This is a genomic window from Comamonas sp. F1-6 (assembly GCF_039581415.1).
Taxonomy (GTDB): Bacteria; Pseudomonadota; Gammaproteobacteria; order Burkholderiales; family Burkholderiaceae_C; genus Comamonas; species Comamonas thiooxydans.
Window position 1 is genome coordinate 26,648 of sequence record NZ_JBCPWN010000018.1, and the last position, 13,381, is coordinate 40,028.

Consider the following 13,381-nt stretch of genomic DNA (forward strand, 5'->3'; position numbering starts at 1 on the left):
CCACGCCAACAGCATCGCCAGTGAAGCACTTGGCAGCATGTACACACTGCACAACCGCTGGCTGATCTCCTGGCTGCAGCGCAAGCTTGGTAATCGTTGTGATGCGGCAGACATTGCGCAGGACACATTCACGCGCATTTGGACAACTGCCAGAACGCAAGCAATCGAAGACATCAGAGAGCCCAGGGCTTATCTGACAATCGTCGCCAGGCGATTGATGATCAATCACCTGGAACGCCGCTCGCTCGAACAGGCATATCTTGCCTCCTTGCAGCTATTGCCTGAAGCCACCGCGCTCTCCGCAGAGGCCCGAGCCATCTTGCTGGAGACCCTGGAGGAGCTGGATGCATTGCTGGGAGAGCTTCCAACGAAAGTTCGCACCGCATTCCTGCTTTCGCAGCTCGAAGGGCTTGCTTATGAGGAGATCGCCACGCAGATGCAAGTAAGCGTGCGTACGGTCACCCGCTATATGGCGCAAGGCTTCCGACAATGCCTGCGCGTGATGCTGGACGCCTGAAATGAGTGCAATCGATGCAAGCATTCTCGATGAGGCCGCTCAATGGCTGGCTCGTCGGCATGCATCGGATTTCAGCGAGGCAGAGCAGGCCGAGCTTGCTCGATGGCGCAGCCTCAGTGCAACCCACGAGGAAGTCTGGCAACGCATAGAGCAACTGAAATTCCGAATGGATAGTGTTCCCTCGGCAGTCGGCATGGCCGTTCTGGATCGTCCACGTGCGGCAGGAAATCGCCGGCAGATTCTGCGTGCATCGGCACTCGCTCTGGCAACTCCAATGCTTGGCTGGTTCTCCTACCGCTATCTGCCATGGCACATCTGGAATGCAGACTTCAGAACAGCAACAGGCGAAAGACGCGAACTGACATTGGCTGACAACAGTCAGGTGCTGTTGAATACGGCTTCCGCAATAAGCGTTCAGTTCGATGGCAAAGAACGTCTGATCCAGCATCTTGCTGGTGAGATTCTGGTGGAAACCGCACACCTGAGCGAACACAAGACCTTGCCCTTTGTTGTCCAGACTGCCGATGGGCGGCTGCAGGCACTGGGCACCAAATTCATCGTTCGAAAGCATGCACGGAGCACGACGCTGTCGGTGCTGCAAGGCGCGGTGCAGGTAATGCCTGCGCATTCCAGGCAATCGCTTGTCGTGCAGGCTGGCGAGCAAGTGAACTTCGATGCTCACAAGGTGGGGGCCTTCACCTCGCTGCCATCCCACGCCGATGCCTGGACTCGGGGTGTGCTGTATGCCGAGAATATGCGCTTGGCTGACTTCCTGGAGGAGTTGCAGCGCTATCGCGAAGGAATCCTGCGCTGCGATCCAAGTGCTGCTGAGCTGCTTGTGTCCGGCACATTCCATTTGCGCGACACAGATCGTATTCTCGAGCTGCTGGCTCGGACCCTGCCAATCCATAGGCAGCAACGCACCCGTTACTGGATAAGCATCACGCGTTCCTGACGTTTCTCAGGATCAGGTTCTCGCATGCTGCCCTCGGAAATTCAGGTTGCAGCGATGACTCTTTTAAATCGCTGTCCTGTTTTTCAATCTCGCCTGTCAAGTGCATCAAGACCCGTTTATTGACAGCCAAGAGGATTGAGCAGATGCCCGAAAATTACGTCCGAAAACCCAACAGGAACGCCAATGCGATGCGACTGCGCCCGGTCGCAACGGCAGTCAGAGGAATTTTTGTTGCCATTGTCGGCGCAGCCGCTATCGGTTTGCACATGCCAGAGGCTTTTGCTGCAGATCCGGTTACCAGTCCTGCGCAGAAGTCCTATCAGGTGGCTGCTGGCCCAATTGGCCCCGCGCTGATGGACTTTGCAGCTCAGGCGGGCATCAATCTCAGCATGGATCTGAGCCAGCTCAAGGACAAGCGTACTCCTGGCCTGTCTGGTTTCCACACCGTCGATAGCGGTTTTGCACATTTGCTGGAAAGTTCGGGGCTGAGTGCACGTCGTCTAAGTGAAGGCAACTATGCACTGGAAGTCCCGGGGACCACCAAGGCATCCATCGAGCAAAAGAGCAGTGCTTCCGTGCCCGTCAGCGGCCAAGGCTCTCCGGAGCTTGCTGCCGTTACAGTGACGGCACGTACCCAGAATAATCTCGTTGCGCCGTCTAGGCAGGTCAGTATTCTCGAAGCTGAAGAAGTTCAGCAACTTCGGCAAGGCTCCGACAGTCTGGCAACCATGCTCAGCAAAGTCGTCCCAGGGATGGCCGATTCCAGCCACACAATCACCGACTATGGGCAGACTCTGCGTGGCCGGAACATGCTGATCCTCGTAGACGGCGTTCCGCTGAACACCAATCGCGACTCATCCAGAAACCTCGCCAACATCAATCCTGCAGACATCGAACAGATCGAGGTGCTTCGCGGCAGCAGTGCCATCTACGGCAGCGGCGCAGCAGGCGGCATCATCTCTGTGCGTACCAAACGCCCCTCGGGTGAGACCAAAGCAGAGACCATCGTGACGGGATCTGCACCGCTGTCCAAACTCAGAGGCGCCGGGCTTGGAGCCGAAGTCCAGCACTATCTTTCTGGCGGCGGCGATGTGGTCGACTATTCCGTCAGCCTGGGCGCAAAGCATGTCGGAGGCTCTTTCGATGCCAAGGGGAACCGCATTGCACCAGAGCCCAGCCAGGGAGACTTGTTCGACTCCAATATCTACAACGTGTCGGCCAAGATCGGCTTCAAGCTGGACGCAAATCAACGGTTTCAATTCTCCGCGAGCCACTACAACGCCAGCCAGGACACTGACTATGCATCCGATCCGTCAGTGACCCGCTTGCCCGCAGGTACGGCAGCCGCCAGGCCTATCAAGGGCTTGGTACTTGCAGATCAAAACCAGATCAAGAACACCATGCTGGGTCTTGACTATGAGAACCGCGATCTCGCAGGCAGCGCCGTGGCGGCTCAACTCTATTACCGGGATTTTTATACGCGCTTTGCGCCCTTCGATGCACGAGCCGTTCCTGTGCGAGGCGCCAACGTCGATCAGTCCATGCAGAACTCCGATGTGTTCGGTGGTCGCCTGACCATCAAAACACCTCTCGGACAAGAGAAGAACACTTTGCTGATCTGGGGGGCGGACTTCAATCACGAGCGCACCGACATGCCGATCGATATCTTTGATCCCAAGGCCTATGACGCCAGTGGAGGTCTGGTGTTCAACAAGATTGGCCGCCTGATTTATATGCCTCAGGTCACGACCCGAAGCATTGGCGCTTTTGCCCAGCTGCAACACAAATTCAACGATCAGTGGTCTGTGGAAGGCGGAGCGCGCTACGACCGAGCTCAGGCCAGCTTCAACGACTTCACCCCTTTGTCGCAATCGAAATTGCCCAGTCCCCAGTCCGTCTCTGGCGGTACCGTTAAATATGGCTCATGGTCTTACAACCTGGGCACGGTTTTTGCACCTATCAAGGGACACGAGTTCTATGCGTCCTACAGCCAGGGCTTTGAGCTACCGGATATCGGGGTCGTGGTACGTAATGCCACAGCGGGCTTCAACATCGGCAACTCCAACCTGCAGGCCGTCAAAACAGATACCGTGGAAGTCGGTTGGCGCGGCAAGTTTTCCAACGTCATTGCCAACCTGGGAGCCTTTCAATCGAGCTCCGACCTCGGTGCCGTGCAGAGCTTCAACAACGGGCTCACGCTGCTGCGAACCAAAGAAAAAATCCGGGGGATCGAAGGCGGCCTCGATTACTTCAGCGACGATGACCGCTGGAGCAGCGGTGGGAGCTTTACCTGGATGAAAGGTCGTGAACTCCCGCAGGGCTCAAGCCTTTATCAGGGCATGACGGGCTATCGTATTCCGCCCCTCAAACTGACTGCCTATGTGGAATACCGTCCCAATGCCAGCTGGAGCCACCGTATCCAGGCAAGCGCATATGCCTCCAAGGATTACCGCCTGGATGGCAAGGCCAGCTTTGGGCGCCATGACACCAAAGGCTACACCACGGTGGACTTGATCAGCCAATGGAAAATCGATTCCAAGAACCGCGTATCGCTCGGTGTGGAAAACCTGCTCAACCGCAACTACTTCCCGCTATACAGCCAGCTGCTTCGCAATAACAACAACACCAGCCGTCTCCCTGCAGCGGGCACTGTGTTGCGAGTCAGCTATGCACACACTTGGTAGGTGCGCGTCATACAAGCCGGTCGACGAATGGCGATGATTTGCGACAGCAGCGCCTGATAGGTGCAAAGGGCCGCAGTTTCGACAGCGGCCCTTTTTGCTGCTCGGCCTGGCTTGTTGACTTGGCTCAATATGAGCCGGGGCAAAGCCCGGCACAGTGTGGCGCATATGTTCACCATGCCCTCCATGTCGCAAATCGCTTCCACGTTTGGGCAGCCTGAGAGCTTTGCTCCAGGCTCTTGGCTCAGGCAACGTCGCCAACCCCTCGATTCGGTGCTGTATCTGGAAAGCGGCAGCGTGATGCTCGGGGTCGGGCAGGATTCGGCCATGCGCCATCAACTGGGGCAGGTGGAAGGGCCGACCTGGCTGGATGCCGCTTTTGCACTGCAAGAGCGTCCTTCCTGCCTCGATATGCAGGCGCAGACGGCCGGGCGCATCTACATCATTCCTCTGGCGCGCTTTCTAAGTTCGGTGGCGGAGCTTGCACCCGCCGTGCAGCACTTGCTCAAAGATCTGGCCAGAGCCTATTGCTCGCAGACCGAGCTGGCGGTCAGCCGCCTGGCTCAGGACGCCGAAGCTCGCTGCGCCCAGTGGCTGCTGAACCATGCGAGCCCGGGAGGAAATGACAATGCCCTGCATGTCACCCTCAAGGCACGCAAACGCCTGATTGCAGCGCAACTGGGTATTGCGCCGGAAACATTCTCGCGCGTGCTCCGACAGTTGCGAGAGCATGGGCTGATTGCCGGGCGAGGCAATGTCATTGAATTGCCCAAGCCCGGCGCACTGGAGGTGCTGGCGCTGGGGTAAATACCGGGCCGGGTTGCAGGCCATGCAGCGCTTGGCTTCTGCTCTGAGCAGGAGCTTGCGGCGTAGCATTTGTCGACAATCTCCGGGGTTTCCTCTCGTTGGGTTGCAGACATCGGCTCTCTATATTGAGGCCCATGTCAGATGCTGTCTTCTCCCTGCAAGCAGAGCCGCCATGGGTTGCGCCGTCGCAGCCAGAGGAGGTTGCTGCCGCGCCACAGTCTGGGCGGATACGCAGAGGCCCAGGCCCCATGCTGCGCAGCATGGTGCTTGTTGCCATGATTGCAGTGCTGCTGGCTGGAGCTGGCGCTGCGGGCTGGGTGGCTTATTCACTGCGCCGGGCGGTCATGGACGGAGCGTTGCCGGCGCAGACCAAGGCGTTGGAATACGCGGCTCGTTCGCTGGCCTTCAGAGTCGAGCAGCAGCAAAAGCCCCTGCATAGTCTGTCCTCTGTGCTGGCGGGCCATATGCATGATTCTCCGGAGTCACTGCAGGCCATGCTCAAGCAGCCCACATCCATGGCACAGCAGTATGAGCAACTTCAACTGGCTGATGGAAAAGGGCAGTTGCTGGTCAATCTGCATCAGGAGCAGGCGCTGGCCGCAGAACAGCTTGAAGAGCCGCTGCGTGAAGTGCTCAAGCGCTCGTTGGCTGAGGGCAAGCCGATCACCCAAGCCTGGGTGCGTGCCGGTGATGCGGGCCTGCAGCTGGAGTTTCAGAATGTCGTGCCGGTGCGTGATCTGCAAGGCAAGTTGCAAGGCGTTCTTGGCGGCAGCTACCGGACGCCTTTGTCGGTGTTGTTTTCGCTGGAGGTTGCCTCTGCCGAAGCGGGTAGCCAGTTGCTGCTGATCGACCGTGATCTGCGTCCGCTGGCTCTCAGCAGCAAAGGGCAGTGGCAATTGCCCCCTGCCTTGCGAGATGCTGCGCTACCTCGCGGGCTGGATCAAGCCTGGCTCAAGACGGCACAGACCGGTGCGGTCAGTGAACAGAGAAACAACCAGCTCTGGAGCGCCATGCCGCTGCCTTGGGCGCAATGGACTCTGCTGAAGGTCAGCAACGTTCAGGAATGGGTGCCGGGAGTCTCGGTCAAGATGATGGGCTGGCTGGCCACGGCCCTGCTGTTACTGGCTGGACTGCTTGGAGCGGTGCTTTGCCTGATCGCCTATCCGCTGACGGCCTTGTTCCGCTCGGCAGAGCAGGCTTCTCGACGCGGGCTGATGTTGGAAGTGGACTTGGGCAGCCGGGGGGACAACTGGTGGCATGGCCTGTCCGATCATGACTGGGGAGAGGCCCAGACTCTGCGCACTGCCTTGCAGGCCCTGGGCGGTGGATATGAGGCGCATGGCGAGCTGGAGCGTGATTTGCAAATGCAGTTGCAGACCTTGATGGACTATGCCCCCGTAGGTTTGATCGTGACGCATGGCTCGAAGGTGCAGCGTGTGGGCATGCAGGCAGCCAGAGTACTTGGCTATCAGCCTCAGGAAATGCAGGGCCTGGCTGTGCGTGATCTGTGTGCCAGCGATGCCGACTATGAGGATCTGATGGGGCGGGTCCGGCGGGCTCTGGATACTTACGGACAATTTGATAGCGAAGTCTGCTTGGTGCGCAAGGATTCAAGGCCGATATGGGTACGAATTCACGGTCAGAGCATGCAGCGCATGCACAGGGCCTGGGAGCAGTCGGGCAAGGCGCTGGATGGTCAATACCTGGTCTGGGAGCTGGAGGATGTGACCACGCAGCGGCAGTTGCGCGAGCAATCGAGCTGGAAGGCCATGCACGATCCCTTGACCCGTCTGCCCAACCGAACGGCGTTTGCTCTGCGGCTCAAGGAATGGCTGCGCGAATATACGACTCCAGACTATCTGGAGAGCCTGGGCGGCGCGAATGTGATCGCCCGTTCGCAGAGCGAGCCCAAGGCGCATGGCATCGTGCTGTATGTGGACCTGGACCACTTCTCCCAGGTCAATCGCCAGGGCGGGCGTGAAGTGGGTGACGAGGTGCTGGGCCATATCGCCCGGTTGATCGAATCAACGGTACGCCCTCATGGCTGGGTGGCCAGGGTTGGGGGCGATGAATTTGCCATTCTCATGGCTGGAATCAGCCGGGAAGAGGGCATGCGCCATGCGCAGCTGCTGTGCATGGCCATCCAGGACTGGGAGGGCTCCTACCAGGGGCAGCGCTATATGCTGAGTGCCAGCATCGGCATGCTGTTGCTGGATGCCAGCTACCACACGGCGGCCAGCGCCTTCAAGGGGGCCGATATGGCCTGCTACGCCGCCAAGCGCAAAGGGCGCAACCGTGTGGAAGTGATGACTGCTGCGGTCTGAGCCGGATTGCGCATGCTGAATTCAAGGCAGATATGACAGCCTAGAGGGCAATCCCTTGGCTGCTCAAAGGGGCTGGCTGAGTTACGCTCTGCGGCTGCTTTGTATACAAAATGGATGAGGCTGGCCGTGCCAAAGCGCCCGGATGGCCGTGACCTATGCGTGACCAGACCTTGTTCGACAAGATAGATTTGCACCTGATCAGGGTGCTGCACACGGTGCTGACGGAGCGTAGCGTCTCCAGGGCAGCGCTGCGACTGGGCATGCACCAGCCGGCGGTGTCTGCAGCACTGCGGCGTCTGCGCGAGCTCGCTGGCGACCCTTTGCTGGTGCGCTCCGGGGCACAGATGCAGCCTACCGATGTGGGGCTGCGCATGGTGCAACCCTCGGCAGACATTCTGCGTGCGGCCGAGGGGCTGTTCAGCGATGCGCGGCAGTTTGACCCGCGCACCTCGACTCGTACCTTCCGCATTGCGGCCAGCGACTATCTGGATCCCCAGTTCCTGCCGCGGCTGATGTCGGCCATGAAGGCACAGGCCCCGCATTGCCCGGTGGACTTTCTGCCGCTGAGCGCCGAGGCGCATTACGAGGGGCAACTGGCCGATGGCGAGATCGACGTCGTCATCGGAAACTGGCCGCAGCCACCGGAAGGCCTGCACATGGCCAAGCTGTTCGAGGACGAGGTGGTCTGTCTGGTCAGTCCCAAGCATCCGGCAGTGCGCAGGGGCTGGGATGTACAGCAATGGCTGCAGGCCGAGCATATTGCGCCAACCCCGGCCTATCCCGGTGCCCTGGGCGTGATAGACGAACAATTGGCGGGCATGGGCTTGAGCCGCCAGGTGGTGGCACGCTGCGCGCATTTCAGTCTGATTCCCGACATGGTGGCATCAAGCTTGCTTGTCATGACCTCGGGCAGATTGTTCTGTGAGCGTTTCAGCGAACGTCTGTCCCTGGCCATACTGCCTTGCCCCGTGGAATTCCCTCCGTTGGTCTATTACCAGCTCTGGCATGCGCGTTCGCATGCCGGAGCCGCCACACGCTGGCTGCGAGAGGTGGTTCGCAACGTTGCACTAACGCTGCGAAATCAATAGCTTGTATCGTATTCCTGTTCAGCGCATAGAGCCTGTTTGAGTCAATTTGTTATTTGAATTGAGAGACAATCCAGCGATGAATCCCCCCCCGACACATTCCCCATCTGCGAGTGCGCCTGCGCGTTTGCAGCTGGAGGGTATTACCAAGCGGTACCCGGCTGTGGTTGCAAACAGCAAGGTATCGCTGAAAGTTAAGCCCGGCGAGATCCACGCCATCCTGGGCGAAAACGGCGCTGGCAAGTCCACGCTGATGAAGATCATCTACGGTGCGGTCAAGCCTGATGAGGGTGCCATCCTGGTCGACGGCAAGCCGGTGCAGATCCGCAATCCGCAGGAAGCCAGGGCACTGGGCATTGCCATGGTGTTCCAGCATTTCAGCCTGTTCGACACGCTGACCGTGGCCGAGAACGTCTGGCTGGGCCTGGACAAGAGCATTGCACTGGCCAAGGTGATCGAGAACATTCAGGCCACGGCCCGCGATTACGGGCTGGAGGTGGACCCGCATCGTCCCGTACACACGCTTTCCGTCGGCGAAATGCAGCGCGTGGAAATCATCCGCGCCCTGCTGACCAATCCCCGCGTGCTGATTCTGGACGAGCCCACCTCGGTGCTCACGCCACAGGCCGTGGAGATGCTGTTTGTGGTGCTGCGCCGCCTGGCTGCGGAAGGCTGCTCCATCCTCTATATCAGCCACAAGCTGCATGAAATCCGCTCGCTGTGCACGGCTTGCACGGTGCTGCGCGGCGGTGTGGTGACGGGAGAGTGCAACCCGGCCAACGAGACCAATGCTTCGTTGTCACGCATGATGATCGGCTCGGAGCCGCCGGAGCTGGAACACCGCAGTGCGAATACCGGCGATACCGTGCTGCGTGTGCAGGGCCTGTCGCTCAGAAGCCAGGATCCTTTTGGTGTCGATCTGCAGAGCATTGCGCTGCAGGTGCGTGCGGGCGAAGTCGTCGGTATTGCAGGCGTTTCCGGCAACGGCCAGAAAGAGCTGATGTATGCGCTGTCCGGCGAGGACACACGTTCCGAGGCAGAGGCCGTGCAGTTGCTGGGCAAGGGCGTGGGACGCATGGGGCCGAGTCGGCGCCGTGGCATGGGCCTGCATTTCGTGCCCGAAGAGCGTCTGGGGCGCGGAGCCGTGCCCAGCATGGGCCTGGCCCACAACCTGTTGCTGACGCGCAAGACTGCGGTGGGCAAGGGCGGCTGGATTCGCATGGCGGCTCTGCAGGCGCAGGCGCGGGACATCATCGGTCGCTTCAACGTCAAGGCCGGGGGCCCGAATTCGGCCGCGCAGTCGCTGTCGGGCGGCAATCTGCAGAAGTTCATCGTGGGTCGTGAAATTGATGCCAAACCACGTCTGCTCATCATCTCTCAACCCACCTGGGGGGTGGATGTGGGGGCTGCGGCACAGATTCGGGGCGAGATTCTCAAGCTGCGCGACCAGGGTTGCGCCGTGCTGGTGGTCAGTGAGGAGTTGGACGAGTTGTTTGAGATTTGTGACCGCCTGCATGTGGTGGCCAAGGGCCGCCTGAGTCCTTCGGTGGATAGAGCGGCTGCCACGGTGCAGCAGATTGGTGAATGGATGAGCGGCCTGTGGGATGCGGCAGTCGTGCAGGGAGGTGCCCATGCTTAAGCTGGAACAACGCCCCCAGGCATCGAAGTTCTGGACCTATGGCTCGCCAATTCTGGCGTTGCTGATCACCGTGCTGGTAGGGGTCTGCCTGTTTGCCCTGCTGGGCAAGGATCCGGTCAAGGGCTTGCAGGCCTTTTTCTGGGAACCCATCAAATCGGGCTATGCCCTGGGCGAGCTGGCCGTGAAGGCCACGCCTTTGCTGCTGATCGCGCTGGGGCTGGCCGTATGCTTTCGCTCCAATGTCTGGAATATCGGTGCCGAAGGCCAGTTTGTCATCGGGGCGGTGGCTGCGGGCGGCATTGCCTTGCTGGCCGACAAGACCACCGGTCCCTGGATCGTGCCGGCCATCCTGATCGCCGGCATGCTGGGCGGCATGCTCTGGGCGGGCATTGTGGCCTTGCTGCGTGACCGCTTCAACGCCAACGAGATTCTGGTCAGCCTGATGCTGGTCTATGTGGCCACGCTGGTACTGGGCTATCTGGTCTATGGTCCCTGGAAGGACCCCATGGGCTACAACTTCCCGCAGACCAAGAGCTTTGAGCGTGTCACGCAGATTCCTCGGCTGGTGCAGGGCATGCGCATGAATATCGGCGTCATCATCTCGCTGGTGGGGGCCGGTCTGCTGTGGGCATTTCTGTTTCGCACGCGTGCAGGTTTTGCCCTGCAGGTCGGCGGCCTGGCGCCGTCGGCGGCACGCTATGCCGGTTTTTCCTCGCGCAAGGCGCTGTGGACGGCGCTGCTGATCTCCGGCGCCACCGCCGGTCTGGCGGGGGCACTGGAAGTCGCTGGCCCTCTGGGTCAGCTCACGCCCTATGTGCCCGCCGGCTACGGCTTTGCGGCCATCATCGTGGCCTTTGTGGGGCGCCTGCATCCTGTGGGCATGATTTTCTCGGCCATTCTCATGAGCATGTTTTATATCGGTGGCGAGCTGGCGCAGTCGCGTCTGGGCCTGCCCAAGGCGCTGACCGGCGTCTTCCAGGGACTGCTGCTGTTCGCGCTGCTGGCCTGCGACACGCTGGTGGCCTATCGCATCCGCTGGGTGGCAAAAAAAGCCGGCAGCGCCATTTCTGCAGTGAAGGGAGCCTGATCCATGGAATCCTATGCACTGCTGCTGGGCTCCACCCTCAGCGCCGGCACCGTTCTGGCGCTGGCGGCCCTGGGCCTGCTGATCAATGAAAAATCGGGCATCGTCAATCTCGGTGCCGAAGGCATGATGCTCTGCGCTGCCATTGCCGGTTTTGCCGCTACCGTGCACACCGGCAATACCTGGATGGGCTTTGGCGCGGGCATGCTGGCAGGGGCCTTGCTGGCCGCCATCTTCGGGGGACTGGTGATCTGGTTCAACACCAATCAGTACGCAACCGGTCTTGCACTTTCGCTGTTCGGCGCGGGCTTCTCGGCTTTCGTGGGCCTGGGCTATGTGCAGGCCAAGCTGCCCGAGCTGCCCAAGTACTCCATCCCGGGCCTGGCAGATCTGCCGGTCGTGGGCCCGGCCTTGTTCACGCTGCACCCGCTGGTCTACGGCGCCATCGTGCTGGCTGCCCTGATGGTCTGGTTTCTGTACCGCACGCGTGCGGGCCTGGTGTTGCGTTCGGTCGGCGAGTCGCCCTCGTCAGCCCATGCCCTGGGCTACCCTGTGCGCCGCATCCGTCTGATGGCCGTGATGTTTGGCGGTGCCATGTGCGGTCTGGCGGGGGCGTTCATCTCGGTGGTCTACACGCCGCTGTGGGTGGAGAACATGGTGTCGGGTCGAGGCTGGATTGCTCTGGCGCTGACGACTTTTGCGACCTGGCGGCCGGCTCGCGTCCTGCTGGGCGCCTATCTGTTTGGCGGCGTGACCATGTTGCAGTTCCATCTGCAGGCCACAGGGGTTCAGGTGCCTAGCCAGATTCTGTCCATGCTGCCGTATCTGGCCACCATCGTGGTGCTGGTGCTGATCTCCCGGAATCCGACCTGGATTCGAGCCAATATGCCGGCTTCCCTGGGAAAACCCTTCTACCCTGGAGCGTGATGCCCAAATGTGGTGCAATCCGTTTTTCAAAAATAATGAGAGGACAACTTCAATGACAACTCTGGGCAAACGCGCTCTGATCAAGATGATCGGCCTGTCGGCTGTTTCCATGGCTGTGCTGACCGCTTGCGGCAAGAAGGAAGAAGCACCTGCAGCTCCTGCCGCCGCACCTGCGGCGGCTCCTGCTGCCGACAAGCTCAAGATCGGCTTCATGTATGTGAGCCCCATCGGCGACGGCGGCTGGACCTTCCAGCACGAGCTGGGCCGCAAGGCCATCCAGGAGAAGTTCGGCGACAAGATCGAGACTTCCATGGTCGAGAGCGTGCCAGAGTCTGCAGACGCCGAGCGCGTGATGCGCGACATGATCGGTCAGGGCAACAAGCTGGTCTTCGCCACCAGCTTCGGCTATCAGGACTTTGTGCAAAAGGTCGCCGCTGACGTCAAGGATGTGAAGTTCGAGCACGCCACCGGCTACAAGACGGCCGACAACGCAGCCGTGTACGACACCAAGACCTTTGAAGGCGCTTATCTGGCCGGCATCGTGGCGGGTGCCATGACCAAGACCAAGACTGTGGGCGTGGTGGCTTCGGTGCCAATCCCCGAAGTGGTGCGTAACATCAACAGCTTTGTGCTGGGCGCTCAGAGCATCGACCCCTCCATCAAGGCCAAGGTGGTCTGGGTGAACGAGTGGTTTGCTCCTCCCAAGGAATCCGAAGCCGCAAACAGCCTGATCAACGGCGGCGTGGATGTGATGTACCAGAACACCAACTCTCCCGCCGTGCTGAAGACGGCTGAAGAGCGCGGCGCTCGTGCCTTCGGCAAGGATGGCGACATGAGCGGCTTCGCGCCCAAGGCTCACCTGGGCTCGGCCGTGATCGACTGGACTCCTTACTACAGCAAGGTGGTGGAGGACACGCTGGCCGGCAAGTGGCAGACCGGCAACTTCTGGTGGGGTGTGAAGGAAGGCGCCATCGACCTGAAGAAGATCGCTGACGACGTGCCCCAGGAAATCAAGGACAAGGTTGAGAAGGCTCGCGCCGGCCTGAAGGACGGCTCCTTCGCCGTCTGGACCGGTCCCATCAAGGACAACACCGGCAAGGAACTGCTGGAAGCCGGCAAGGTTGCCGATGACGCCTGGCTGCGCAGCATCAACTTCTATGTGAACGGTATCGAGGGCAAGGTGCCCGGTGCCAAATAAGCACTGTTTGCGGGGCGCCTGACCAGCGTCCGATCAAAGGCCCCTAGGGGGCCTTTCTTTTTGCGCTGTCGTTTTCAGGATACCTATCTGCAATTTGGCGCAGTTTATGCATATATTGCCCAAGGTGTAACCGGTATCCATGGGCTTGCGCTCCTGTCGGTTTC

10 protein-coding genes are annotated in these 13,381 nt (G+C 60.2%); all 10 read left to right on the forward strand.

Going from position 1 to position 13,381, the window contains the following annotated elements; all coding sequences use genetic code 11:
- The first annotated feature begins 37 nt into the window (after positions 1 to 37).
- Complete coding sequence (locus tag AAIL66_RS17390) at positions 38 to 517, forward strand: sigma-70 family RNA polymerase sigma factor (protein ID WP_034353742.1); 480 nt, start codon at positions 38 to 40, stop codon at positions 515 to 517.
- A gap of 1 nt (position 518) precedes the next feature.
- A complete protein-coding gene (locus AAIL66_RS17395; protein ID WP_343497315.1) occupies positions 519 to 1,472 on the forward strand; it encodes a FecR family protein in 954 nt (317 codons plus the stop codon).
- 143 nt (positions 1,473 to 1,615) lie between these two features.
- Positions 1,616 to 4,156, forward strand: a complete 2,541-nt coding sequence (locus AAIL66_RS17400) for a TonB-dependent receptor (protein WP_343497343.1) — start codon at positions 1,616 to 1,618, stop codon at positions 4,154 to 4,156.
- A 165-nt stretch (positions 4,157 to 4,321) separates the two neighbouring features.
- Positions 4,322 to 4,960, forward strand: coding sequence for a Crp/Fnr family transcriptional regulator (locus tag AAIL66_RS17405; RefSeq protein WP_034353656.1), 639 nt, complete (start codon positions 4,322 to 4,324; stop codon positions 4,958 to 4,960).
- 248 nt (positions 4,961 to 5,208) lie between these two features.
- Complete coding sequence (locus AAIL66_RS17410) at positions 5,209 to 7,284, forward strand: diguanylate cyclase (protein ID WP_343497316.1); 2,076 nt, start codon at positions 5,209 to 5,211, stop codon at positions 7,282 to 7,284.
- A gap of 155 nt (positions 7,285 to 7,439) precedes the next feature.
- Positions 7,440 to 8,372: a LysR family transcriptional regulator gene (locus tag AAIL66_RS17415; protein ID WP_003067150.1), complete on the forward strand. Its 933-nt coding sequence runs from the start codon at positions 7,440 to 7,442 to the stop codon at positions 8,370 to 8,372.
- Positions 8,373 to 8,448: 76 nt separating this feature from the next.
- Entirely contained in the window at positions 8,449 to 10,008 is a 1,560-nt protein-coding gene (locus tag AAIL66_RS17420) for an ABC transporter ATP-binding protein (protein WP_063664127.1), read from the forward strand.
- Positions 10,001 to 11,095 carry an ABC transporter permease gene (locus AAIL66_RS17425; protein ID WP_034353645.1) on the forward strand — a complete coding sequence of 365 codons (1,095 nt, stop codon included), beginning with the start codon at positions 10,001 to 10,003 and terminating at the stop codon, positions 11,093 to 11,095. The genes AAIL66_RS17420 and AAIL66_RS17425 overlap by 8 nt, the downstream gene beginning before the upstream one ends.
- A gap of 3 nt (positions 11,096 to 11,098) precedes the next feature.
- Positions 11,099 to 12,019, forward strand: a complete 921-nt coding sequence (locus tag AAIL66_RS17430; protein ID WP_003052482.1) for an ABC transporter permease — start codon at positions 11,099 to 11,101, stop codon at positions 12,017 to 12,019.
- Between the two features lie 52 nt (positions 12,020 to 12,071).
- Positions 12,072 to 13,217, forward strand: coding sequence for a BMP family ABC transporter substrate-binding protein (locus AAIL66_RS17435; RefSeq protein ID WP_034409599.1), 1,146 nt, complete (start codon positions 12,072 to 12,074; stop codon positions 13,215 to 13,217).
- Positions 13,218 to 13,381: the final 164 nt, after the last annotated feature.